Below are 24566 nucleotides of genomic sequence, written 5' to 3'. Positions count from 1 at the left end.
GCGTGAGCTACCGAACTGTGCCTAGCCGAATGTCAATTTCGTCTTCTGCTGGCCAGCCTCGTCGAAATTCTCCGGGCTCAGCCAGCGCTCGTAGCCGGCCTTAAGGCGCGGCCAGTCGGCGTCGATCATGGCGAACCAGGCCGTGTCGCGATTCTGGCCCTTTGCGACCATGTGCTGTCGGAAAATGCCTTCGAAAAGGAAGCCGAAACGCTCGGCTGCCCGCTTCGAAGGCTCATTGAGATTGTTGCATTTCCATTCAAAGCGGCGATAGCCGAGCGTGTCGAAGACATAGGATGCGAACAGATAGAGCGTTTCGGTCGTCACGCGGCTGCGGGCGATCGCAGGTCCCCACAGGATGCTGCCGATCTCGATGACGCCATGCGCGTTGTCGATGCGCATCAATGCCTGCCGGCCCTCGGCGCGTCCGGTCCGCTTGTCGATCGTCGCGAAGAAGAGCGGATCGGCGCTGGATGCGGCTTTCTCGAGCCAGGGCGAAAAGGCGGCGCGATCGGCTGGGGCATCCTCGAAAAGATAGCGAAAGCGATCTTCCGCGCCGGGTGCGCGGGCTGAGGCAAGGAGATCGCCGCCATGGCGGGCGGCGTCGAGCGGCTCGATCCGGGTGTAGCGGCCTTCAAGGGCGATGCGCTCGGGGCGGGCGACGCCCTTCCAGTTCGTCAGATCCATATCAAAGTCCTTTGGTCATCAAATGTAGTTCAGCGAAGCCGGCCGGATTGTATCAGGTCCGCAAGAGATTGTGGCAGCTCCATTCCATCGGGCAAGCCGGGGGCGGGCTGTGGTGATACCAGGCGGCTTTCGATGTGCAGGATGCCGGCCCAGACCGGATGGCTCGCCTCGTCCATATCGCCCGGCGGTCCGTTGCGGACCTTGGCCGAGGCCTCGTCGATTTTCATCCGCATGACCGAAGTCGCCTTGACCTCCTGCTTGGTCATCGGCCTGAGACTATCCCAGCGGCCGGGAAACAGGTCTTCGATCAGGCGGCGCAGTGCATCGGTCTTTTCCTCGACATCATCGACGAGACGGCCCGTGCCGAAAACCATGGCTGAGCGATAGTTGACGGAATGGTTGAAGGCCGAGCGGGCAAGCACATAGCCGTCGATGATGCTGCAGGTCAGACAGACCGGCATGTCTTCGGCGGCGCGCAGGAAGCGGCTGGCGGACGAGCCGTGCCAATAGACGTAGTCGTCCTCACGCCAATGCAGGGTCGGCGTCACATAGGGCGCACCGTCGATGACATAGCCGACATGACAGAGCGGGGAGGCATCCAGAATGGCGTGGACATCGGCATGGGCGTGGCTGCCGCGCATCGGGCTGCGCCGCACGCGGGTGCGCTCGGTGGTCGGGTAGGTGCTGGTATCAGGCGGATAGTGATCGGCCATGTCTTCCTCACAGATCGGGCGTTGATCTCTGCCAGCAAAGAGGTAGGCTATAAACAGCCAGTTTTTTGATTTTTAGCAGACCAGTTGAGGTTTCATGACATCGGTGGCGCAGTGGCCGGCACTGGACCGGTCTTCGGGCGATCTGGAGGGGCAAGTCTACCGCCTGATGCGCGATCGTATCCTGCGCGGGCAGATGTCGGCAGGGCAGCGCGTGCCGCCGACGCGGGCAATGGCAATCTCGTTCGGCGTTGCGCGCTCGACCGTGGTCAACGCCTATGATCGGCTTAAGGCGGAAGGCTATCTTCACTCGACCTCTGGCGCGGCGACACGCGTCGCGGCATTCCCGACGACGCCATTGTCGGGGCAGGCCGCACCACCGCCGCCAAATCTGCCGCGCGTTACCGAATTCAAAAGGGGAGGATTATTCGAGCCGGGGGTGCCCGATGTCTCGACCTTTCCCCATGCCGCCTGGGCGCGCTGTCTCGGTGCTCGGGGCCGATCGCTGCGGGTGCATGATCTCGGCTACAGCGATCATGGCGGCATTCGCGAGTTGCGCGAGGCGATCCTCGAACACATCTCGACGACGCGTGGCGTGGTCGCCCGGCCCGAGCAGATCGTGATCGTGCCGTCGACGGGTGCTACAATCGGGCTGCTAGCGAGCGTGTTGCTTCAGCCCGATCATCCAGGCGACATCGTTTGGATGGAGGACCCGGGCTATGCCAGCGCGCAGGCGATCCTGCGGATGGCTGGGGCCTGCCTCGTGCCGGTGCCTTGCAATGCCGAGGGCATCGATATCGCGCAAGGGACCGGGCCGTCGCCGCGCCTGATCTATGTCACGCCCTCGCATCAATATCCGACCGGCGTGACCATGAGCCTGCAGCGTCGCCTTGCGTTGCTCGAATTCGCTCGCGCCAATGGCGCGATCGTGCTGGAAGACGACTATGACAGTGAGTTCCAATATGCGTCGCGCCCGATCGCCGCCCTGCAGGGCATAGATCACGGCGAAGTGGTCGCCTATATCGGCACCTTTTCGAAGACTCTCGCGCCCGGTCTGCGCGTCGCTTATGCCGTCATTCCCTCGCGGCTTCTGGCGGCGACCGAAGCGGCGCAGCGGCTGAGAGGCGCCGTCGTGCCCGTTCATATCCAGGCCGCCCTGGCCGATTTCATGCGAGAGGGGCGGTTTCGTGCGCATTTGAGACGCATGAACGCCATCTATGCGGAGCGCATGGCAGCAACTGTCGAGGCGCTTCGTCGCCATTGCAGCGATTGGCTGGAGGTGGGTGAGGGTGGTGGCGGATTGCAAGTGGCGAGCTGGTTCCGGGACGGAAAGACCGACGATGTCGCCGTCGCGCGCGCAATTAATTCCAATGGTTTCGCCGTGCGGCCGATATCGGCGCTGTATCTCGGCTCCGCGCGACCCGGGCTGCTGCTTGGTATCTCGCGCATGGAAGCTCAGGCTGCGGATGCTGCAGCGGCAAGTATTGCCAGGCTGCTTGCGACGATGCCCGTCAACGCCTGAGAAACATCGCCCGGTATTCCCGTGGCGTCATGCCTTTCAGAGCCCTGAACTGCCTGTTGAAATTGGCAAGCGAGAGATAGCCGACGGAATCGCTGATATGGTGGATCGCCTGATCCGTGGAAGAGAGGCGAGCGCAGGCGTCGCCGATGCGCATGCGCACGAGATAGTCCGATATCGTTCCGCCCGTATGGCGGCGAAACATGCGGTGCAGACCGGAGACGCTGAGTGCCGCGATATCGGCCAGCTCATCAAGGCTGATCGCGCGGGCATAGTGAAGATGCATATGCGTCAGCACGCGGTCGATGCGCTCGCGGCTTTCCTTGAGATCCGGTGCTTGCGCCGGCGCGCTTGCGAGCGGCGTCGCGTGCCGGTCTTCCGCGACTTTCACCAGAATGCCGAGCAACGATAGGAGACGCTCGACGGCTGGCTTTTCGAAAATGGTTTCGAACGAGGAGCGGACGGCGGTCGAGGTCGCCTCCGAAAAGCGAAGGCCGTTGTCTCCGCGCTGCAGCATGGCTTCGATCGATCGGAATTCGATGGCGCCGCCTGTTATCTGCAAAAGCCAGTCGCGATTGAACCAGAGCACGAGCGCGATATGCGGCTTTTCTTCCTCGATCTTGGCGCGCGAAACCCAGCTGTGCGGCAGGTTGGGGCCGACGAGAACGAGATCGCCATCGCAATAGTCGCCACTGTGATCGCCGATGAAGCGCTGGCCGATGGAATTCAGCGTCAGCGTCAGTTCGAATTCCGGATGGTGGTGCCATTGGAACGGAATGCAGTCGTCAAGCCGGCGGTTCAGCATGCTCCAGGATGCCTCCGGCGAACGGGGTAGAACTTCGAGATAGGGCCTCATGGGGCGTCCGCAATACAATAGAAGCCGGAATAGTATCAGAATTGGCCAGAGCCGAGCAACATCGCCGCGCCAATTGAAGTTACATCTTTCCCGTCACCCGAAAGCAAAAGGGGTAGCCAAGATGGAGGAAACTTATGCAGCCTGCCTTGAAACGAGACGCGCACCCGACCGCATCCGCGGTCACGACGCAATTGAAGGATATCCGGAAGACATTGCCGCTCAGAGTGCTGTCGAAGGACGATTGGCAGCATTGGATCACGAAGGGCTATGTGATCGTGCGGCAGGCTGTGCCGGCTGTCAATGTCGAGCGGCTTGTCGACCTCTTGTGGCGCTTTGACGAGAAGGATCCGAACGACCCTGCCACCTGGTATGCGCCGCAGCGGCGCGAGCACAAGATGAAGGAGCTCAACAATACCGGGATGCTGGAGATCTATAATCACCAATATCTCTGGGACAACCGCATGGAAAGGCGCATCTACGATGTCTTCGTCGACATCTGGGATCGCGAGGATCTCTGGGTCACCATCGATCGCGCCAATCTCAATCCGCCGAAGAAGGTGAAGGGCAACCCGCACGGCTTCATCCATTGGGATGTCGACACTTCGATCCGGCCGCTGCCGATCGGCGTGCAGGGTGTTCTGAGCCTGAAGAAGCAGGATGGCGATGTCGGCGGATTTCAGTGCGTGCCTGAGCTCTTCGAGCATTTCGAGGAATGGGAAAAGACTCAGCCGGCGGATCGCGATCCGATGCATCCCGACATGGCGGGACTCTCGGTCGTCAATATCGACATGGAGCCGGGCGATCTGATGATCTTCAATTCGCTGCTCGCGCACGGCGTCCGCCCCAACCATTCGGACAACCGCGTTCGCATGGCGCAATATATCTCCATGCATCCCGCTGAATACGACAACGTCGTTGAACGTGAGGAGCGTATCCGCCTGTGGAGGGAACTGGATTCCCCGAAACGCGATGCCTTTCCCGGCGATCCTCGTGAATGGGAAAAACACAACGCGACGACGGCCGAACTGACGCCGCTCGGTGAGAAGCTGCTGGGTCTCAAGCGCTGGTGAGCGACCGCGACTAACTTCTCAAAAAATATCGAGCGGCTCGTGGCCGCTCGATTTAGTTATGCCGATGCGGGGATCAGTGCGCGGCCGTCAGATTTCGTTCCAGCAGCGGATGACCGGCTCGGTCAGGTCGTGCTCATAACCAAGCACGCTGATGCTCGTGGTATCGAGAACCAGATGCGCGCCACCTTCCGGCGGCAGGCCGACCCAGCGGGCGGCGAAGACGCGCAGGAAATGGGCGCTGGAGAAGATCAGGACGGAGCCGTCGATGCCGCGAAGTTCGCCGATGATCCGGTCGGCACGCGCGCCGACATCGGCGGCAGATTCGCCGTTCGGGCAGCCGTCGCGGAAGACTTGCCAACCCGGTCTTTCGGCAAGGATTGCCTTCGTGGTGATGCCCTCATAGGCGCCGTAATCCCACTCCGCCAGATCCTCCTTGACGACGCGGCGATCACCGAAGCCAGCCAGCGCGCAGGTGTTTTGCGCGCGCTGCGAGGGGCTCGACCAGACGGCGGCGAAATCGATGGGGGGTAGGCGGCCCGCGAGTTTGCGGGCGGCTTCCTCGCCTGCAGCGGTCAGGGGAATATCGGTCCGGCCGGTGTGCCTGCCGGAGAGGCTCCACTCCGTCTGTCCGTGGCGTACCAGATAGACTTCGGGATAGGCGGTGCTCATGCCGTTTCTCCTTTTCGCTACAGCATCGGCCCGAAAATCGGGATCGATTTTCGGAAAGCCTGATGTGTAGATTCAAACAATGAGAGCGTTCTTTGTGCGTCCGTACGGACGCACGGCTCTCTCGCGTGCGAAATTCTTCGCATCTGCGAAGGGTTCTGTCGAGAGTTAAGGCTGTTCGGTAAGTGTCGCGACAACCCTCTGCAAATCCAAGCTCTTGCAGAGAGTTGTGAATCTCATCGTTTCACGGCGCGGCGGACGCTGTAGAGCAGAATGGCGAGGCAGCCGACCAATAGCAGAAGGCCGCCCGCGAGCGGTGGTAAGGCGAGAAACTCCACCGCTCCGGCAATGACGAGAATGAGGATGAGGCAGAGCGTGGCGAGACTACCATCATCGATGAACATGCCGACGAGCTCGGAGAGGGCGATGCGAAGCACGGTCATTGGGCTGCCTTTGCTGTCGGGTTGCCGCGCATGGCACGGATGATGGCGTAGGAGGCGAGCGAGACGATCGCGAAGATGGCGATCAGCGCGAGATCCTCGCCCGGCCAATGCGCGCCGATACCTTCACCGGTCCAGAAGATGCCGAAGCTGGTGAGCATCAGGCCAACGACGAATTTCAGGGTATTTTCGGGCACGGTCGAGAGCGGGCGATGGACCAGCAGCCCGATCAGCATGACCAGCACGAAGGCGGCGAGCGCGCCGAGGCCGGCATAGAGCGTCAGGCCATGGGCACCGCCGACGGCAATCACGATGAAGACCACTTCGACACCTTCGAGCAGCACCGCCTTGAAGGCGGCAAGGCCGGCGAGATAATCGGCCCGGCGATCGGTTGACTGTGCCTGCAGGGCGGCCGTCTCCTTCGAGAAGGCCGCTTCCTCATCGTGCAGGGCGATGACGCCGAGCGAGCGGAGAATGGCCTTGCGCAGCCAGCGCATGCCGAAGAGGATCAGCAGAACGCCGACGACGAATTGCAGGATTTCGATCGGGATCAGCGCCAGCAGCGGTCCGAAGATGAGGACGAGGACGGCCAGCACTGCAAGGGCGAGCGCGGCACCCGTGAGGGCTGGGCGCCAGCTTCGCGTGACGCCGACGGCAAGGACGATGGTGAAGGCTTCCACGACTTCGACAAACGAGCCGAGGAAAGATGCCGTCACAGTGGAGAGTATGGGTGTGAGGCTGTTCATGAACTGATTCCCGAATGACGGTTAGGGCGTTGAATGCGAATGGTATTTTCCGGACGATTATTCTTCATGTCTTGGATGAGCCGAGGCTTGGCCAAATGCCGATATTGCGTGCGCGCTGCACTTCGGCGTCGTCACTTGCGTTTCCTCGTGCCGCGCTTGCTCCATGTCTTGTCGATGGCGCCGCGCAGCTGGCTGAGCCGGTCAAGGCTGTCGATGGCGACGTCCTTCCCCTTGGCGGCGAGTGCGGCGATCAGGGATTCGACCAGCACCATCGTGCCGGCATGCATGGCGAGGTGGCCGGCATTGCCGCGCGGCACGGGCAGGACTTCAGCCATCTTGTCGGCAAGCGATAGGCCGAGATCGTCGCTGATCAGAATGACCGGAACGCCATGTTTACCGGCCTGCTCGAGCAGCACATCGACTTCGCGGTAGAGTGGCGCATAGGCGATCATCAGCACCACGTCACCCTTGCCGATCCAGAGCAGGCGATCGGCGAGCGCGATGCCGGAGGCCGAGAGCGCGCTGGTCGGCAGGCCGATGCGGTTGAACTGCAGGCTGGCATAGTCCGCAATGGCGCCCGAGGGGCCGATGCCGAAGACGTGACGTCGCTCTGCCTTGGCAAGACTATCGACACAGCGTTCGAAGCTTACGGCGAATTCCTCGCGCCGCAGAACCTCCAAAGCCTGCTCGTGTATCCTGATGACATGGTGAAGCGCGTCGCGGGCCTGGCTGCCCGTTTCAGCCAGTGTGCGTTGCATCCGCGTTCCGGGGGATGGCGTACCGGTCAGTTCCTCAAGCAGGGCGGCCCGCAGCGTCGAGAGGCTTTCGAAGCCGAGGTTGCGCGCCGTGCGGACGACCGTGGCGTCGCTGGTACCGGCGAGTTGTGCGATCTGGGCGGCCGAATTCAACAGAACAGCCTGCTTCTGATCGACGAAAAAGCGGGCGATGCGCTGCTCTGCGGGCGCAAGTGTCTCGATCACATTGAGAACGCGGTCTTCGAAAGTGCGAGGGTTCTGCGTCGTTTCTGCCATTGGATATCTTCTGTAGTAAATGCTACCAATTATATTTCTGTAGCATTTGCTGCAAAAGAATGACAGCGCAAAACAAAGGGCGCTTCGCTGTATTGCAAAGCGCCCTTTTTGATCGCGTTGTAAGGCAAGCGCAGAGAGCTTGCTGCGACTATTCCGCCAAAGCTGCGCGTACGGCCGGGATCACCTTCTGGCCGTAGAGTTCGATACAACGCAGCATCTTGTCATGGCCGAGTGCGCCGGCGCTGTATTTCAGCTGGAAGCGGCTGATGCCGAGTGTCTTGACCACTGGAGCAAGCTTGGCCGCGACCGTTTCCGGCGAGCCGACATAGAGGGAACCTTTTTCGATCTCGTTGTCGAACTCAGCGCGCGTCATGGGCGGCCAGCCGCGCTCGCGGCCGATGCGGTCGCGCATCGCCTTATAGCAAGGCCACAGTTCCTCGCGCGCCTGTTCGTCCGTTTCGGCGATGTAGCCCGGCGAATGGATACCGATCGGCTGCACGGGCTTGCCGAGCTGCTCATAGGCTCGGTGATAGAGGTCGACATAGGGCTGAAAGCGATAGGGGCTTCCGCCGATGATCGCCAGCATCAGTGGCAGATCGTAGTGAGCGGCGCGCACCACCGATTCCGGGCTGCCGCCGACGCCGATCCAGGTTTTCAGCTGGCCGCTTTCGATGGTCGGGAAGACCTTCTGGTTGCGCAGCGGCGGGCGGATGCTGCCCTCCCAGTTTACAGGCTCGTTTTTAAGCAGAGCTGCGAACAGATCCAGCTTTTCCTCGAACAGCTGCTCGTATTGGGACAACTCGAAGCCGAACAGCGGGAAGGATTCCGTAAACGAGCCGCGGCCGAGAATGACCTCGGCCCGACCGTTCGAAACAGCGTTCAGGCTGGAGAAGCGCTGGAACACGCGGATCGGGTCATCCGAGCTCAGTACCGTTACCGCCGAACCGAGATGGATTTTCGATGTGCGGCTGGCAATAGCGGCCAGGATCGTTTCGGGCGAAGAGACCGCGAAATCCTCGCGGTGATGCTCGCCGATGCCGAAGAAGTCTATTCCGAGCTGGTCGGCCAATACGCCTTCCTCGACGACATTGCGCAGCACCTGCGCATGCGGCAGCGGCATGCCCGTGTGGTCAAAGGTGACGTCGCCGAAAGTATCCAGGCCGAATTCGACATTGTTTGTCGTCATGATTTTTCCTGTCATGTGTCGAAATGATAATGTTGAGACAGCATGTAGTGTCGCTCCCGACCATCCACTACCCGGAAAGTTTCGGCTGAAATCTTCGAAGAATTCGATATGCGGATGGCAACCGGCGATAATCACCAATGCCGGCGTTGCGATCGGCGGTACTCACGCCAATATTAGCTCCGACGTGAGCGCAGTTGAATCAAGGACAAAACACATGGTCGCACTTAAAAAGGTCAATCTTACCAAAGCTTTTGCAGCTTTGGATGAGACGTGGAACCCGCGCGTCGGCGGCGACATCAACGATTTCCAGATCAAGCTCGTGAAGCTGGAAGGCGCATTCCATTGGCACCATCATGAGGAAGAGGACGAACTCTTCCTGGTCGTCAAAGGCACGCTGCGCATGAAGCTGCGCGAGGAAAACGGCGGCGATGTCGTGCTCGGGCCGGGCGAATACATCATTGTTCCGCATGGGGTGGAGCATTGCCCGGTCGCCGAGCCGACCTGCGAAGTCGTGCTGTTTGAGCGCAATACGACGCTGAATACCGGCAATGTCGAAAATGAGCGGACGATCCGCCAACCAAAACGTCTCTGAGTGATGCGACGGTCCGGCGGCTCCTTCAGAAAAGAAGCTGCCGGACATCGTCTAGTCCATCATTTCAATGCCAGCTTGTTCGATGGCGTGCGGCAGGCGGCGAACACGTCGAGGCTCGGATCATAGACCTTCGTCGAGACGTCCATCATGCCGAGAACGCTGTGGAAGATGTTGTCGTGAGAGTAGGTGCCTTCGGCAGCGCGCTTGGCAAGGCAGGCCATGTCGAAACCGGCAGCCTTGGCCAGATCGTCGGCCATCCATACCAGCATCGGCACATGCGTCTGCTGTGAGGGCGCGATGATATAGGGTGTGCCGTGCAGATAGATGCCGTTTTCGCCGAGCGACTCGCCGTGATCGGAGAAATAGAGCACGGAGCCGGATATCGAGTTCGAGCGCTGCTTCAGCTTGTCGATGACCATCGCGACGATGTGATCCGTGTAGAGGATCGTGTTGTCATAGGCATTGGTGATTTCCTCCTGCGAGCAGGAGCTGAAATCGTTGGAGCGGCAATCCGGCTGAAACCGGCGGAATTCGTCGGGGTAGCGCTGATAGTAGGCCGGGCCATGGCTGCCGAGCTGGTGCAGCACCAACACGCTGTCGCCCTTCACCTTGTCCAGCCAGCCGTCAACCTTATCGACGAGGATCTCGTCCTTGCATTCGCCGTCCTGGCAGAAGCGCGGATCGGCAGAGTGCGGCAGGAAGGTATATGAAACGCGATTGGTGACGTCGTAGCTGCCTGTGTCGTTGTCAAGCCAGGTCACATCGACCTTGGCGTGGGTCAGCACATCGAGCAGGTTTTCCGTCTCCAGCCCCTTGCGATGGCTATATTCTTGGCGCGTGTAGACCGAGAACAGGCAAGGTATCGAGGTGGCCGTCGCGGTACCGCAGCTACTCGTATTCGGGAAATAGACGACGTTGCGCTTTGCCAGCTCCGGATTGGTCATCTTGGCATAGCCGCCGAGCGAGAAGTTCTGCGCACGGGCCGTCTCTCCGGCAACGATGATCGTCACACGCGGCTTGCCGTTGTCGACGGCGCCGACCCTGCGGGCATCCGTGCCCAGTGGCTCAGCCACGACATTTGCATTCCTTTGCGCATCGATGACGTACCGCACCGCGCTTGTGATCGGCATCACAGGATTGAGCGTATCCATCATGTCTCGGTGAGCACGGCCGATGCCGGCGTAGGTCTTATAGAACGTCGTTCCGGCGGCGACGAAGATCGCCGAGCAGGCGAGGATGACGGCGGTATTGTAGGCGAGCTTCTTGAGGATCGGGCGGTGGACGATCCGGACCCACACGATGAGCAGAGACGGCAAGACACCCGTCAGCAAAACATAGGTGATGAAGCGCGTCGTGATCAGATGGCTGCTTTCTGCGCCTGTCGAAACAGCCGCGTTGCGGATCATCTCCTTGTCGATAATGACGCCGAACTGGTCGTTGAACCAGGAAGATACCGAAGCCACCAGCACGAAGAAGATAAGAACCGGCTTCGTGACGTATTTGGCGGAGAAGAATGTAAAGAGCGCCATGATCGCCGCGGAGATACCAATGACGAAAGCGGCAAAGGCGGCCGGCTCGGCGATGAAATAGCCGTAAGCCTTGGTCCAGAACATCCGGTTTGTCACAAGGAGTACATAAAGCGTCGCTACAAGGCACAGCGTGATACTGCCGATTGCTGGCGCGAATTTTTGTCGGCCAGGTTCTACTTTTTCGTTGGTCAATGATTGTCTCCGAGGCATGGGCTGGCGGTTGACGCAGAAAAGCCCATCACTACAGGTGTGCTTTGGCGGTCAAAGCACGCCACCATGGTGATCAATCCTGACATTTACCTGAACGGCGATTTGCCGCGCGGAGCCGGTTGGCTCGAATTCAGGCTGTCTTTCCTTTTTGTCGATGTTGTGTCGAAAGTTCAGGTTGTCGTCAGAAATACGTCCCATAGGTTCCCGATTGCAATTGGGGATGCAATCGTGCGGCTTCTATTGGTCGAAGACAACACACTGATAGGCAACGCCGTGCAGGATCATCTGAATGCCGATGGCTGGTCGGTCGATTGGTCCATGGATTTGGAGTCTGCCAAGCTTGTCATTGCGGCCGAAGCGCACGACGTGATGCTTCTCGATCTTCGATTGCCCGATGGCAGCGGCCTCGATCTGCTCAAACTCATGGAAGCGCGCGGGGATGCGACCCCGATCATTGTCATGTCGGCCTATGATCAGCTGTCGGATCAGATGAGAGCCATGGATATCGGCGCCGTCGATTATCTGGTGAAGCCATTTGCGCTGAGCGAAATGGCGGTTCGTGTCCGCAAGGCGGCAAGGCGCGGCCGATTGATCCGCATGCGCAATGCCGGCTAAGCCGAGCCAGCTTCGGGATCAGGCCCGCGTTCCCGACCGCAGGAAATCGATGATCGCTATGGCCGCGGCAAAGAGCACCAAAGACAAGAGCCAGCCGAGCACCGCGTCGGACAGATAATGGGCTCCTGTCATCACGCGCATGACCGGCATCATGATCGAGATAATGGCGAGCGGGATACCCACGGAGAAGCGCAGCCGCGGCGGCAGAAGCAGCACCAGGCAAAGCAGCCAGCCGCCAGACGACGCTTCGCCCGAGACGAAGGAACAGTTTGCAAGACATCGACCGGTGAACGAACCTGCCTGAACGAAATCCAGCGAACCGCCGAAGATATCCGTGGTGCGCGGTCTTGGCCTGCCGCCATAGGTTTTGAGCAGCGCGTTGACGATGAGGCCGCAGCCGACGCCAAGCGATATCAGTGCGGCGATATACCGATCCGCTTTCAATGTCCGCCAGCCTGCGCCGTATTTATACCGAGATGAAATCAGTGCGGCGAACAGGACAAGAATGGCGATGTATGGCAGGGCGAGTGTCACCTCTCGCACGATCCGGAGGAAAGGGTTTTTGGCGAGCACAAAGCTACCGCAGACGTTACCAACGGGGGCGGCTGATGCACAAGGCTCCGCCGTGAAGACGCTTTTAGCAACAGCGAGATCGATGCCCGGAAATCGATAGAAGACAAACAGCAGCGCCCACCAGAGCACGAACAGCGCGAGAAACACAAAAAAGTATCTGCTTACCGGCGCATTCCGTTTTGTGGAAGCAATGGAGTTGTCGCACATCTAAAAGCTGGCCGCTGTCTAAACACGTTCAAAATGAATGCCCGCCCGCGTTGTGAAGGCGTCAGGAAACTACAATCGGCGACTATTATGACAGAAGCCTTAAGCCAGGCTGAAAGGCAATGATCGGGAAGGCCTATCAAGGCCGCACAACCGCGCCGGATGCATGCGGCAAAGTGTTCGCGTTTCGCTTTGTCCCGGGCGGCGATCTATTCGCCGGTCTTGAAATAGGCTTCCAGCCGGTAGCCGTCGGGATCGATGACGAAGGCGGCATAGTAGAATTGGCTATAGTCCGGCCTGATGCCCGGCTTGCCGTTGTCTTCGCCGCCATTGGCGATGCCTGCGGCATAGAAGGCGTCCACGGCTGCCTGGCTCGGGGCCACGAAACAGAAATGCAGCCCGGAGCCGCGATCGGCCGGCACGGGACGTTCCACCTCGCTCACCCAGAATTGCGCGCGTTCCGCGCCATATCCGACCGTACCGTCGAAGTTGGTGACGCGCTCATAGCCGAGAGGAGAAAGGGCCGCGTCATAAAATTTCTGCGCCCGCGCCAGGTCTTTGACGCCGATCGAAATATGGTCGAACATGAAACAGCTCCTGCCGTGTTGTCTGCGAAGCTTTACGGAAGGCCCGCTCCAGGGGAAACGTCGGCTTTCAAACTCCGCGGATCGATTTCGTCTCACCATCTTGCAACGATCATGGGAAGTCAACAAAACGAGGGGAGGGTTTGTCTGGTCGCTTGGCTGCTTTTTCTATGAGGCGGTCCGGTGTCGCCTCACCGATGAGATAAACGGATGGGTGTTGAATTTACCGCTGTGCGGCTGCGATCTGATTTTTTTGCAACGACTGTCGATTTCCAGAGCGCTGCTTCGTCGTCAATATGAGCGGGCTTGTTGAGCGGCAATGGTGCCGGCACCTCGCTTCCGGAGGATACTTCCCATGCGTTTCATGTCTATCGTCACCTCTAGCGACCACATGCATCCGACGCCGGAGCTGCTAGAAGCCATGCACAAGCTCGCCGATCGAGAAATCAAGGCCGGCCGCATGATCGATACGGCGGGACTGATGCCGCTTGCGACGGGCGCCCGCGTCACGATCAAGGCCGGCAAATTAAACGTCGTCGACGGCCCTTTCGTCGAGGCCAAGGAGGTCGTCGGCGGCTATGCGATCTTCGAGCTGCAAAGCAAGGAAGAGGCCCTGGCGCTGGCAGTCGAGTTCATGCAGCTGCACAAGGATTTCATGCCCGGCTGGGAAGGCACATGTGAAGTACGCGCCTACTTCGAACCAAATGCCGAAGGTGTGTGCGACCCGCTCGCTGAAGCAAGGGCGTGATACCCTCGATCTGTCATCGGGGCGGGCGGCCTTGAAAGCCGCCGGCGCCCATCAGGCGATCCTGGCCGTCTGGCGGATCGAACAGCCGCGGCTGATCACCAGTCTCGCGCGGTTGCTGCGCGACGTGCCGCTGGCTGAGGATCTGACGCAGGAGGCGTTGATTGTCGCCTTGGAACGATGGCCGAAGACGGGCATCCCCGAGCGACCCGGCGCATGGCTTATGACCACGGCTAAGCGCCGGGCGCTCGACCATTTGCGGCGGCGTCGGATGCTGGACCAGAAACACGAAATGATCGTTCGGGAGATGGAGGAGGACGAGCAGATCATGCCCGATCTAGATACTTCTCTCGACGACGATATCGGCGATGAAATGCTGCGCTTGATCTTCACGGCATGCCATCCGCTGATCTCGCGCGAGGCGCGGGTGGCGCTTGCCCTGCGAATGATCTGCGGCTTGACGACCGAGGAAATCGCCCGGGCGTTTCTGGTGTCTGAGGCAACGATTGCCCAGCGTATCGTCCGCGCCAAGAAGACCTTGTCGGAATCCGGGCTTTCCTACGAGACGCCGCACGGCGAGGAGCTGTCACAGCGCCTCGCCTCGGTGCTGGAGGTCGTCTATCTGATCTTCAACGAGGGATATACGGCTGCGCGCGGCGAGAATTGGATGCGGCTGCAATTGTGCAGCGAGGCGTTGCGGCTCGGGCGAATATTGACGTCCGTGGCACCGCAGGAGCCGGAGGCACATGCTTTGCTGGCGCTGATGGAGCTGAATGCGTCCCGAGCCGCGGCTAGGACGGACGCCGACGGCAATCCGATTCTGTTGCTCGATCAAAATCGTGACCGCTGGGATCGGCTGCAGATCCGGCGCGGCCTGAAAGCGCTGATGCGGGTGCATGAGCTCGGCGGTGCCGGTGGAGTTTACGCGTTGCAAGCCGCGATCATCGCATGTCACGCAAGAGCGGGAACGGCCGATGAAACCGACTGGAGGCGGATTGCCGATCTCTATGCGGAGCTTGCCTTGCTTGTTCCTTCCCCGATCGTCCAACTCAATCGCGCTGTCGCGGTCGGCATGGCCGTAGGTCCCGAGATGGCATTGGAGATCATCGAAAACCTCCGCGACGAGCCAGCATTGAAGGATTATCATCTTCTGCCGAGCGTTCGCGGCGATCTTCTTTACAAGCTCCGTCGATATGATGAAGCGCGGCAAGCCTTCGAGACGGCAGCCGCGCTTGCTGAAAATCAGAGGGAGCGTGATCTCCTCCTGCGCCGCGCCGCCGAAGCCGCTGGTGCCGAGAAGGATTGACCCGCCGGAGAGGCGGGCCATCTTGCTTCGAGCTATTCTGCAGCCTGATAATTTGCGGCCTTAGCGGCGGACGAACGCGGGCCGACCGCTGCGAGCAGCGTGATGGCGGCAGCAAGGATCGTCACGAAACCGATGCCAGCGACATAGGGATTCCAGCCGAAGTTCGGAGCTGCGCTGAAGACGGCCGATGCCGCCGCCAGAATGATGCCGCCGCCGATCTGGAAGGAGGCAAAAAGCATGCCCGAAGCCAGGCCGGATTCGTCGTCGCCGACGTCAGAAAGGGCCGCGACCTGGATCGACGGATAGGTCATGGCATAACCGATGCCGAGCAGGAGCTGCGAGATGGCCACGAGCACTACCGTATCAATATGCCCAGCCGACAGCACCCAGAAGAGATAGCTGATGGCCTGCAGTCCCACGCCGAAGGTCATGAGAAGTGTCGTGCCGCGGTTCTGGCCGATCGTCGCAAAGCGTGGTGCCAGGAACATGACGCAGGTGCCGCCGATGGCGAAGGCGAAGCCGGTTGCAAAGGCCGACCAGCCGACGACGGTCTGATAATAGAGCGTCGCGATGAACTGGAAGCCTACATAGGCTCCCTGATACAGCGCGGCGATGGCATTGGCATGGCTGAGCTTGGTGCGGCGGAACATGGCAAGCGGCACCATCGGATCATGATGGCGCGATTCCACGATCAGGAACAGCACGATCAGGATCAATGCGGCGAGGAGCGAGCCCCAGGTCGCAAAGGCCTGCCAGCCATCGGCAGCGGCATTGGTGACGCCGAAGACGAAGAGCAGCAGGCCGGGCGTGATCGTCAGGGCGCCTGCCCAGTCGAAGCGGGCGCGTGGGCCGTTTCGCTTATGATCGGCAGGCAGGACGAGCGGGGCGACGATTAGCGCCAGGATGGCGACGGGCGCCCCCATGACGAGCGTCGCGCGCCAGCTGATGAGCGTTGCCGCTCCGCCCAGCACCATGCCGAGCACGAAGCCGGCAGCACCGGTGGAGGAGAAGACGCCTAGGGCCTTCGCGCGGGCATTGCCTTCTCCAAAGACGGAGAGAAGGAGGGCGAGGGCGGCAGGTGCTGTGAAGGCAGCGGCAATGCCCTTGATCAGGCGGGCGGCGATCAGGGTCGGGGCGCTATCGACGAAACCGCCGGCAATGCTGGCGGCGGCGAAGACGCCGAGCGACCAGAGGAAGACGCGGCGGTGGCCGAAGAGATCGGCAACGCGGCCGCCGAGCAGCAGGAAGCCGCCATAGCCGAGCACATAGGCGCTGACGGCCCATTGCAGCGAGGTCGCCTGCATGCCGAGCTCTTTCTGGATTGCGGGCAGGGCCACGCCAATGGTGGAGACGTCCATGGCGTCGAGGAAATTGGCGGCGCATAGCAGCAGCAACGCCAATCCCGCCCCGCTGCGGGTTTGGGAAGAAGTCATCGGGATCGTTCCTTTCTAGGCTGCCATCTCTTGGGAGGGTGAAAGCGGCAGGGAACGAGAAAATGTACATCTTCAAACCCTATTGCAAATTGATAGTAACCATGTCAGGTATTACTCATAATGATGAATGATGCCACGCTTCGAAAAATCGATCTCAATCTGCTGCTGGCCTTCTCCGTGCTGATGCAGGAGCGGAATGTGAGCCGTGCGGCCGAGCGGCTGCTGCTCGGTCAGCCTGGTCTTTCTGCCGCACTTCGCCGGCTGCGCGAGACGCTGGATGATGAATTGTTCGTGCGCGTCGGGCGCGGCTTGCAGCCCACGCCGCGGGCGCTATCCATCGCGCCGGCAATCGAGGATGCGCTCTCCGGCATCGAGCGCGCCATCCGCCCGCCGGCAGCCTTCGATCCTGAAAACTGGCACGGCGAGTTCCGCATCGGGCTCTGCGACAATCTCGAATCCTCCTTCTTCGGACCGCTGGTGGCGCGGTTGCGCCAGCTTGCGCCGAATGCGCGGCTGACCAGCGTGGCGTTCGACCGGCGCGACGCCGTGCGCCTGCTGGACGAGGGCGCCTTCGACTTCAGCATCTCGGTGCATGACGAACCGGCCTCCTGGCATGTTCGCGCGCCGCTGTTCCAACAGGCGTCGCTCTGCATCTACGATGGCCGGCATCTCAAATGTGCGGCGCCGCTGAGCCTGAAGCATTTCGCCAATGCGCCGCATGTCACCGTTTCGCTCGAAGGCGCCATATCCACCGGCGTCGATGTCGCTCTCGCACGCCTCGGCCATCGCCGGCAGGTCGTGGCGACGGTCCCCCGATTTTCCGCGCTGCCGACGACGCTCCGGGCCATTCCAGCCATTGCGACGGTTCCCGAAGCGATTGCCCGCTGTATGGCGCAACTGCACGACCTGACGATTTCGGAGCCGCCGTTCGAGCTGCCTGCCGACCCTGTGACGATGCTCTATCGTCGCGTCGATCAAGCCGACAGCCGCTCGGTATGGTTCCGCCGGCTTTTCGTTGAGGTTGTCAAGGAAGCGCTCGAGGCCAGCGGGTGCCGCATGGGCGTTTCCACGGATGCCTGCTGCTACGATCCGCCTGAACTCGCGGAAGCTGTTTGATCCTTCGAGCGGAGGCGCCATGATCCGTCGTACCTCACGCCTTTCCTTGCGGATGCCGGAAGAGCTCGATATCGACTTTCTTGCTGCCTTGTTCCAGCGGCCCGAACTGGTCGCCCACAGGCCGGATCCGAGACCGGATTCTCCTGAAGAGAGCGCTCGGCGTCTCGCCCGTGACCGGACGCATTGGCGCCTGCATGGGTTCGGGCGCTGGGCGATCGAAGCGGAGGGGCAGCTGATCGGCTTCGGAGGCGTTACCATTTCAACGGAATTTGAGGGGCTCAATCTTTCCTATCATCTACATCCCGATCATTGGGGAAGCGGCTACGCGACCGAGCTGGTGAAGGAGGCGCTGGCTTTCGCCCATAACGATCTGCAGGCGAAGCGCGTTATCGGGCTTGTACGTCCCGTCAATCTCGCCTCCCGGCGCGTGCTGGAAAAATGTGGATTCCATTTCGAGCGCGAAGTCATGCTGCATGGAGCGCCGACGCATCTCCTGTCCTATCGGCTAGTTGCGGCTGATATCGATGAGCCGACTTAGCCGTCCGGATAGGGCATGCCGTCCTTATGCACGAAGCGGCCATCGGTGCTCGAGCTCATCATATCGACATCGGAACAGGTGATGAGGTCGGTCGGAGAGCGCGTTCCGACCTCGAGATAGACAGCCGTGGTGCTCGACTTGTTGATCATGTGATGGCCGTTGCCCGAGCCTTTCGGGAAGGCGGCACAATCGCCAGCGCGCAGCATGGTCTCGCCGCCATCCTCGATGAGCGTCAGTTCGCCCTTCAGCACATAAACGAATTCGTCCTCCTCCGAATGCCAGTGCCGCTGGCTTGACCAATTGCCAGGCGGCAGCCGCATGAGATTGACCCCGAAATCCGCGAGGCCGCCGGCATCACCCAGACGCTGGCGTATGCGCTCGGCGCAAGGTTCATTGAAGGGGGCTGGATAGCGCGTGCCCTTGATTTCGGGTACAGCTGCAATATCGATCTTCGGCATGATGATCCTGCCTGCGATTTCCGATGGATGTGTGTGCTGCTTGTAGTTTGAAGTCTAGCAAGACTTATCGCTGTCAGCCCAGCGATGTATCTCGGCAGAGCATAGCACACGGGGCCTAATTGCCTTGCTTTGTCATCTAATTGTCACCCGATTGTCATCGCTCATACACATGTGCGTCGTTTGCGCAACGCGCCATATGAAGCTGCTGTCATATATGTTTTGGGACCTCTCCACGCCCTTGTAAAAGCAAAATAGTAAATGCAGCTTACTAATCGGAAGCGAAGCCTTGTGCTTCGAATTTGGCACTGGAACTTGATGTCGAGCGACCCCCAGGTTCGTCCATCGCGCAAGTTCATTCGACGGATGGAGTTACCATGAACATCAAGAGCTTGCTTATCGGTTCTGCTGCTGCGCTATGCGTCGTATCCGGCGCGCATGCTGCCGATGCTATCGTTGCTGCAGAACCGGAGCCGCTGGAGTATGTCCGCATCTGCGACGCGTTCGGCGCCGGCTACTTCTTCATTCCCGGTACGGAGACGTGTCTGAGGGTCGGCGGCAAGGTCCGTACCGAAGGCCAGTGGAAAGACCCCTACAATCGCGCCAGCAACTTCGGCACCAAGTGGCATACCCGCGCCGAGCTCAACCTCAACACGGCGACCGACACCGAATATGGCCCGCTGAAGACCGAGACCATCGTGCGTTGGGACTGGAACGACGGTGGCTCCACCGGCACGAACTTGCTGTGGGCCTACATTACCCTCGGCGGCTTCAGCGTGGGTAAGACGGACTCGCAGTACAACCAGTTCATCGGCTATGCCGGCGATGTGATCCAGGACGACGTCATCTATGACGGCCCGTATGAATTGAACCAGCTCACCTATAACTACGATAGCGGCACGGGCTTTACTGGTGTCATCTCGCTCGAAGACAGCAATTCCGGCACGACCACAAGCGCCTATGGCGGCAGCTGGCAGCTCTCCAAGAGCGATCACTACGCTCCGAATGTAGTGGCCGGTCTCGGCTACAAGGCTGGCGCATGGCAGTTCCGCGTGGTCGGCGGTTATGACTCTATCGTCGAAGAAGGTGCCATCAAGGCTCGTATCGATGCCGACTTCGGCGTCTTCTCCGCCTTCCTGATGGGCGGCTGGAACACCGATGGCGACAAGCTCAACCAATATGCCGGCTCGAACCAGAACGTCTCGGCCTGCACGACTTCCGACGGCGTCGTTCACGGCGCGGATTGCGGCTGGGGCGACTGGGCCGTCTGGGGTGGCGTCGGCGTTCCGATCAACGACAAGCTGAAGTGGAACCTGCAGCTTGCCTATACCGACTCGAAGATCTTCGAAGCGACCACGAACGTCAAATTCAATCCGGTCAAGAACCTGCTGGTCGAGCCGGAATTCACCTACGTTCACTACGATCTGCCGAGCGACGATACCTTCTCGGGTATCCTGCGCTTCGAACGGACTTTCTGAGGCTTTTGGTCTCGGCTGATCTTCAGAAATGAGGCCCGGTCTTCATATCGGGCCCTATCTGTCGTGACGGGCGATTTCTAAATCTCCGTTCGCACCGCATCCTGCCGACAGGCACCATGCGATGCATCGTGACCTCCGGCGCAATCGTACCCAAACGGGCGCCAGGTCACCCTTGGCAGTGGTCAAACAGCCGATAAAGGGAAGTCGGTTCACTGTCATAAATCCAATGCTAATCAACGACTATCTCATTTTCGATAGCGCCCTTCGGCGCGACCAAAGGAAGCCCCATGAAGACGATCATCATACTTGCCGCAATTGGACTGTTCTCCACGAACGCGATGGCCATGTCGGCCTATAATTCCAAGTCGATGACCTGCGCCGCCGTGCATGAAAAGATGGCCCGGGAAGGATCGATCGTGCTGAGATATCCCTCGCACCATCCGGGCCTGATGATGTACCATCGGACCGTTTCGAATTCGATGGCTTGCCTCGGACAGGGTGCGATGGCCAGCGCCAGTGTGCCGACGAGCGACGATCCCAGCTGCAAGATCAAGACCTGCAGCTTCGCGACGGGCAAAGGGCCGAACAAGAACCACTGAACTGAAAGCAAGGCTGGCTGTCACCATGGCTCAGCCGCCACCAGACCTTCTCGGATCGTAATATCGGTGCGGCAGGAAAGCTCCTGCCGTCTGACGTTCCTGTTACGCTTTCAGGTCGAAATCGCCGGATAAAGTGCCTCTCGCCGCGCATCCGGCAGGATGAAAGCGACAACGGGTGTGTTATTATCGCACCCATGAATGGCTGACACGATCAGCTTCGCGGCGCGCTCTGTCGCGGAAACATTTGCGGGGTTATCCAATGCCGCTTGTTTACAGACCTGCTTGCGCGGAAGATTTGGCCGCGACCGATACTCTGGTGGTTGCCAGCATCAACGATCTTACCGTCCGGCATGGCTTCGGCGCGATGGCGACGGCGAGCCCTCTCGGCTTTCAGCTGTTTTCGCTGAAGGACGACCCTGATGGACTCTGGGTCGCGGAAGACGAGGGCGAAATTCTCGGCTTTGCCTGGAGTTGGGTTTGCGGCGATGTTTGGTTCCTCGCCCAGCTGTTCGTCGACCCCGCTCGACAGGGGCAGGGCATCGGAAATGAACTGTTGGAGCGGACCATGGAGCACGCCCGGAAATCCGGAGCGGCTCACAAGGCACTGATTACCTTCACCTTCAATCGTGTCTCGCAGGGCCTTTACATGCGGCACGGCCTCTTTCCCAAGATGCCGATTTACTTTTTCAATGTCGAGCGCGAACGGATAAAGCAGACCTTGCCAGCACCGCCATTGCGCGCCATCGCGATCGACAACGGCGCTGTGACTATGGAAAATCTCGTCCGGATCGATTCCCGCGCCATTGGCGTCTCGCGGGAGAAACATCACCGCTATCTGCTCGACGACCCGGCGACCAAAGGGTTTTTGCTCTACGCCGGCAACGATATCGCCGGCTACGGCTATATCGGTTTCAACGGGCACATCGGTCCCCTAGCGGTCATGCGGCCCGACTTTCTCCGCGATGCCTTTGCGACGGCGTTGACGCTGGCGGCAGATGGCTCCGCCGAGAAGATATCGGCGTTCCTGCCAGGCACATGCGACGGCGCCTTGAGCCTTGCGATCGATCAAGGCATGCGGATCACCTTCCCCATGCTACTGATGGTATCGCCCGGCTATGGCGACTGGACGCAATATCTGCCGCGAAATCCGGGCTTTATGTAGGCGGGCGTTTGCTGGTGGCGCAACGGAATGGCTATCTCGGCGCCGAGCCTTTGCGATTGCCGGGAGGTAGCATTGAGGTCCAACTTATTCTGCATTGGCACGGACCCCGGAGAAAATGGCGCACCCGACAGGATTCGAACCTGTGACCTTTGGAATCGGAATCCAACACTCTATCCAGCTGAGCTACGGGTGCATGCCGTGGCGGTTTGAATCGCCTGTCCGATGGCTGGTTCTTAGCCCAGGAAAGGCTTGGCTTCAATGCGGAAAATTCAGGAAAGCGTGAGATCGGACGTTTTGTTGGGATAAGGCCGCGGGCTTTGAGCGCGCGGCCTTGGTGTTATCGACCGTTCCGGCTCATTCCTTCATGGCGCCGGGGCCGGGGATGGCCTTTGGCGGCACCTTGCCGAGGATGATCATGCCCAACACTTCGTCCTTGGTGACGTCTTCCGTGCGGGCATGGCCGACGACCTGGCCGTTCTTCATGACCGACACGCGGTCGGCGAGGTCGAAAACGTCGTGGATGTCGTGGCTGATGAGGAAGATGCCGATGCCCTCCTTCTTCAACTGCTTGATCAGCTCGCCGACCTGCGCCGTCTCCTGCGGGCCAAGCGCCGCCGTCGGCTCGTCCATGATCAGGATGCGGGCGTCGAAGAGGATGGCGCGGGCGATCGCCACCGACTGGCGCTGGCCGCCGGAAAGCGCCTTCACCGGCTCCTTGAAGCGCTTGAAGTTGGGGTTGAGGCGTCCCATCACTTCGCGGGCCTTGGCTTCCATCGCGACGTCGTCGAGCGTACCCCAGCGTGTCTGCAGTTCGCGGCCAAGATAGAGGTTGGCGGCGGCGTCGACATTGTCGGCGACGGCGAGCGTCTGGTAGATCGTCTCGATGCCGTATTTTTTGGCGTCGCGCGGGGTGCGGATATCGGCGGGCTCGCCGTTGATCAGGATATCGCCGCTGTCGCGCTTGTAGGCGCCGGAGAGAATCTTGATCAGCGTCGATTTGCCGGCGCCGTTATGGCCGAGAAGGGCGACAACTTCGCCGGGGTAGAGGTCCACCGAGGCGTTGTCGACCGCGTGGATGCCGCCGAAGGAGATGGAAATGTTCTTCATTTCCACAAGCGGAGTGGTTTGATCCGTCATGGTTCAGAATTCCTTTTACTTGGCGCGCGAGCGGTAGACGATGTCGAGCCAGACGGCGACCACCAAGACCACCCCGACGACGACGTTTTGAATCGGTGTGTCGACATTGGCGAGCCCCATGCCCGATTGCAGCGACTGCATGACCAGCGCGCCAAGCATGGCGCCGGCGACCGTGCCGCTGCCGCCGGCGAGCGACGTGCCGCCGATGACGGCAGCAGCGATGGTGAAGAGTTCGTAAGTGGTTCCCTGTGAGTTCACAGCCGAATTGAGGCGGGCGGTCGAAATCGCGGCGGCTACGGCGGCGAGCAGGCCCATCAGCGCGAAGATCTTCACGATGACCCAGCGGGTCTTGATGCCGGCAAGCTCTGCCGCTTCCGGATTGCCGCCGATCGCGAAGACGTAGCGGCCGAAACGCAGGCGGGTCGCGATGAACGTCATCGCGATGCCGATGAGAACGGCGATAAGGACCGGCACCGCGATGCCATAGGGGATATCGAGGCCGTTCTCGGGCCACGTGATATTGTGCTCGGTGGCGTAGCGCTTGGCGATGCCGACCGGCCAGTCATAACTATTGAAGAGATAGACGGTACCGAGGACGAGCAGGGAGCCAAGGCCGGCCAGGAAGTATTCCGCCCAGAGGGGGCGGCGCGGAAAGTGGAAGCGCTTTCTTTGCTGGCGTGAGCCGACGATGCCGACAATGATTAGCAGGCAGGAAATCACGCCGACCACCCAGCTCCAGGTGGCGCCGATCGAGCCGGTGGCGCCGCTGCCGCCCATGATAACGAAGGTGGAATCCATCGGCGCCACGGTCTGACCGCTGGTGACGTACCACGCAAGGCCGCGCCAGACGAGAAGGCCGCCAAGCGTCACGATGAAGGAGGGAACGTTCATGAAGGCGATGATCGCGCCCTGGAAGGTGCCGATGGCCGTGCCGATCGCCAGGCCGCAGAGGAGGGTGATGATCCACGTCCAGGAGCTGTCGAAGCCGAGATATTGCGGCAGCCATTTTGCCTGCATGACGCCCATGATCATGGCGACGAAACCGAGCACGGAGCCTACCGACAGGTCGATGTTGCGCGTGACGATGACCAACACCATGCCCGTGGCGAGAACCGCGATTTCGCAGGTCTGCACCGAAAGGTTCCAAAGGTTTCTCGCCGTCAGAAATTCCCGGCCGTCGAAGACCCTGAGATAGAGATCAAAACCGATCCAGATGATCAGTAGCGCTCCTATCATGCCGAGCAGGCGGGTATCGATTTCCGTGGCGCGCAGAAACCGGGTGATCGCGCCGGCATCCGCGTTCCTAGGCCCGCTCGATGTAGTGGACTGTGTCATGTCGGCCATCGCTTTGCCGTTCTCCCTCTGTCGGGCGCGGCCGGCGA

Annotated in this window: 26 protein-coding genes and 1 tRNA gene; 11 read left to right on the top strand and 16 right to left on the bottom strand. The window is 60.4% G+C overall.

Features of this window, described 5'->3' with window-relative positions:
* Positions 1-21: 21 nt before the first annotated feature.
* Together AC13QE_RS28730 and AC13QE_RS28725 are read right to left on the bottom strand one after the other, a co-directional pair.
* On the bottom strand, positions 22-684 hold the full coding sequence (locus AC13QE_RS28730) for a GNAT family N-acetyltransferase (RefSeq protein ID WP_488486271.1): 663 nt from the start codon (positions 682-684) through the stop codon (positions 22-24).
* 29 nt (positions 685-713) lie between these two features.
* Positions 714-1397, bottom strand: a complete 684-nt coding sequence (locus AC13QE_RS28725; RefSeq protein ID WP_488486270.1) for a pyridoxamine 5'-phosphate oxidase family protein — start codon at positions 1395-1397, stop codon at positions 714-716.
* 94 nt (positions 1398-1491) lie between these two features.
* On the opposite strand from AC13QE_RS28725, the gene pdxR reads away from it, so the two are divergent.
* On the top strand, positions 1492-2916 hold the full coding sequence (gene pdxR / locus AC13QE_RS28720; RefSeq protein ID WP_488486269.1) for a MocR-like pyridoxine biosynthesis transcription factor PdxR: 1425 nt from the start codon (positions 1492-1494) through the stop codon (positions 2914-2916).
* Here the strand turns inward: pdxR and AC13QE_RS28715 are convergent.
* A complete protein-coding gene (locus AC13QE_RS28715; protein ID WP_488486268.1) occupies positions 2906-3769 on the bottom strand; it encodes a helix-turn-helix domain-containing protein in 864 nt (287 codons plus the stop codon). The genes pdxR and AC13QE_RS28715 overlap by 11 nt on opposite strands.
* Positions 3770-3903: 134 nt before the next feature.
* On the opposite strand from AC13QE_RS28715, the gene AC13QE_RS28710 reads away from it, so the two are divergent.
* The gene (locus AC13QE_RS28710; RefSeq protein ID WP_488486267.1) at positions 3904-4839 is read left to right on the top strand and encodes a phytanoyl-CoA dioxygenase family protein; all 936 of its coding nucleotides are present in this window, start codon (positions 3904-3906) and stop codon (positions 4837-4839) included.
* A gap of 87 nt (positions 4840-4926) precedes the next feature.
* Here AC13QE_RS28710 and AC13QE_RS28705 read toward each other — a convergent pair whose 3' ends face one another.
* The 5 genes from AC13QE_RS28705 to AC13QE_RS28685 form a co-directional block, all read right to left on the bottom strand.
* Complete coding sequence (locus AC13QE_RS28705) at positions 4927-5508, bottom strand: histidine phosphatase family protein (protein WP_488486266.1); 582 nt, start codon at positions 5506-5508, stop codon at positions 4927-4929.
* Between the two features lie 233 nt (positions 5509-5741).
* Positions 5742-5948: a hypothetical protein gene (locus tag AC13QE_RS28700; protein ID WP_488486265.1), complete on the bottom strand. Its 207-nt coding sequence runs from the start codon at positions 5946-5948 to the stop codon at positions 5742-5744.
* Positions 5945-6691: a COG4280 domain-containing protein gene (locus tag AC13QE_RS28695; RefSeq protein WP_132717293.1), complete on the bottom strand. Its 747-nt coding sequence runs from the start codon at positions 6689-6691 to the stop codon at positions 5945-5947. The genes AC13QE_RS28700 and AC13QE_RS28695 overlap by 4 nt, the downstream gene beginning before the upstream one ends.
* 131 nt (positions 6692-6822) lie before the next feature.
* Positions 6823-7722: a MurR/RpiR family transcriptional regulator gene (locus AC13QE_RS28690; protein ID WP_488486264.1), complete on the bottom strand. Its 900-nt coding sequence runs from the start codon at positions 7720-7722 to the stop codon at positions 6823-6825.
* A 148-nt stretch (positions 7723-7870) separates the two neighbouring features.
* Positions 7871-8908, bottom strand: coding sequence for an LLM class flavin-dependent oxidoreductase (locus tag AC13QE_RS28685; protein ID WP_488486263.1), 1038 nt, complete (start codon positions 8906-8908; stop codon positions 7871-7873).
* A gap of 214 nt (positions 8909-9122) precedes the next feature.
* Here AC13QE_RS28685 and AC13QE_RS28680 point away from each other — a divergent pair, with 214 nt between their 5' ends.
* A complete protein-coding gene (locus AC13QE_RS28680) occupies positions 9123-9500 on the top strand; it encodes a cupin domain-containing protein (protein WP_488486262.1) in 378 nt (125 codons plus the stop codon).
* A gap of 59 nt (positions 9501-9559) precedes the next feature.
* Here AC13QE_RS28680 and AC13QE_RS28675 read toward each other — a convergent pair whose 3' ends face one another.
* Positions 9560-11239, bottom strand: coding sequence for a phosphoethanolamine transferase (locus AC13QE_RS28675; protein WP_488486261.1), 1680 nt, complete (start codon positions 11237-11239; stop codon positions 9560-9562).
* A gap of 228 nt (positions 11240-11467) precedes the next feature.
* Between AC13QE_RS28675 and AC13QE_RS28670 the strand changes: the two genes are divergently transcribed.
* Positions 11468-11854, top strand: coding sequence for a response regulator (locus AC13QE_RS28670; RefSeq protein ID WP_015340771.1), 387 nt, complete (start codon positions 11468-11470; stop codon positions 11852-11854).
* An 18-nt stretch (positions 11855-11872) separates the two neighbouring features.
* Here AC13QE_RS28670 and AC13QE_RS28665 read toward each other — a convergent pair whose 3' ends face one another.
* On the bottom strand, positions 11873-12574 hold the full coding sequence (locus AC13QE_RS28665; protein WP_488486260.1) for a phosphatase PAP2 family protein: 702 nt from the start codon (positions 12572-12574) through the stop codon (positions 11873-11875).
* A gap of 266 nt (positions 12575-12840) precedes the next feature.
* Positions 12841-13218, bottom strand: a complete 378-nt coding sequence (locus AC13QE_RS28660; protein WP_015340769.1) for a VOC family protein — start codon at positions 13216-13218, stop codon at positions 12841-12843.
* Between the two features lie 352 nt (positions 13219-13570).
* On the opposite strand from AC13QE_RS28660, the gene AC13QE_RS28655 reads away from it, so the two are divergent.
* Together AC13QE_RS28655 and AC13QE_RS28650 are read left to right on the top strand one after the other, a co-directional pair.
* On the top strand, positions 13571-13963 hold the full coding sequence (locus AC13QE_RS28655) for a YciI family protein (protein ID WP_488486259.1): 393 nt from the start codon (positions 13571-13573) through the stop codon (positions 13961-13963).
* Positions 13964-13994: 31 nt separating this feature from the next.
* Positions 13995-15266 (top strand): RNA polymerase sigma factor, encoded by a 1272-nt coding sequence (locus tag AC13QE_RS28650; RefSeq protein WP_488486275.1) that lies wholly within the window; start codon positions 13995-13997, stop codon positions 15264-15266.
* A gap of 32 nt (positions 15267-15298) precedes the next feature.
* On the opposite strand, the gene AC13QE_RS28645 is transcribed toward AC13QE_RS28650, so the two are convergent.
* Positions 15299-16699, bottom strand: coding sequence for an MFS transporter (locus AC13QE_RS28645; protein WP_488486258.1), 1401 nt, complete (start codon positions 16697-16699; stop codon positions 15299-15301).
* Between the two features lie 120 nt (positions 16700-16819).
* Here AC13QE_RS28645 and AC13QE_RS28640 point away from each other — a divergent pair, with 120 nt between their 5' ends.
* Positions 16820-17815, top strand: coding sequence for a LysR family transcriptional regulator (locus tag AC13QE_RS28640; RefSeq protein ID WP_488486257.1), 996 nt, complete (start codon positions 16820-16822; stop codon positions 17813-17815).
* Between the two features lie 19 nt (positions 17816-17834).
* Complete coding sequence (locus AC13QE_RS28635; RefSeq protein WP_488486256.1) at positions 17835-18353, top strand: GNAT family N-acetyltransferase; 519 nt, start codon at positions 17835-17837, stop codon at positions 18351-18353.
* Here the strand turns inward: AC13QE_RS28635 and AC13QE_RS28630 are convergent.
* A complete protein-coding gene (locus AC13QE_RS28630; RefSeq protein ID WP_488486255.1) occupies positions 18350-18811 on the bottom strand; it encodes a cupin domain-containing protein in 462 nt (153 codons plus the stop codon). The two genes, AC13QE_RS28635 and AC13QE_RS28630, sit on opposite strands and share 4 nt — an antisense overlap.
* Before the next feature lie 374 nt (positions 18812-19185).
* On the opposite strand from AC13QE_RS28630, the gene AC13QE_RS28625 reads away from it, so the two are divergent.
* From AC13QE_RS28625 to AC13QE_RS28615, 3 genes are all read left to right on the top strand, one after another.
* Positions 19186-20286 (top strand): porin, encoded by a 1101-nt coding sequence (locus AC13QE_RS28625; RefSeq protein WP_488486254.1) that lies wholly within the window; start codon positions 19186-19188, stop codon positions 20284-20286.
* Between the two features lie 287 nt (positions 20287-20573).
* A complete protein-coding gene (locus AC13QE_RS28620) occupies positions 20574-20885 on the top strand; it encodes a hypothetical protein (protein WP_488486253.1) in 312 nt (103 codons plus the stop codon).
* 259 nt (positions 20886-21144) lie between these two features.
* A complete protein-coding gene (locus tag AC13QE_RS28615) occupies positions 21145-22047 on the top strand; it encodes a GNAT family N-acetyltransferase (RefSeq protein WP_488486252.1) in 903 nt (300 codons plus the stop codon).
* A 116-nt stretch (positions 22048-22163) separates the two neighbouring features.
* On the opposite strand, the gene AC13QE_RS28610 is transcribed toward AC13QE_RS28615, so the two are convergent.
* The 3 genes from AC13QE_RS28610 to AC13QE_RS28600 all read right to left on the bottom strand — a co-directional run bounded on the left by AC13QE_RS28610 (position 22164) and on the right by AC13QE_RS28600 (position 24528).
* Positions 22164-22240 (bottom strand) — tRNA-Arg (locus AC13QE_RS28610).
* A gap of 161 nt (positions 22241-22401) precedes the next feature.
* The gene (locus AC13QE_RS28605) at positions 22402-23184 is read right to left on the bottom strand and encodes an ATP-binding cassette domain-containing protein (protein ID WP_015340760.1); all 783 of its coding nucleotides are present in this window, start codon (positions 23182-23184) and stop codon (positions 22402-22404) included.
* A gap of 15 nt (positions 23185-23199) precedes the next feature.
* On the bottom strand, positions 23200-24528 hold the full coding sequence (locus AC13QE_RS28600) for a sugar ABC transporter permease (protein ID WP_015340759.1): 1329 nt from the start codon (positions 24526-24528) through the stop codon (positions 23200-23202).
* Positions 24529-24566 lie beyond the last annotated feature (38 nt).

This window comes from Martinezella sp. CNPSo 3957 (assembly GCF_057784395.1).
The sequence above is the reverse complement of the archived record's forward strand: the minus strand, read 5'-3'. Positions and strand labels throughout refer to the sequence as shown.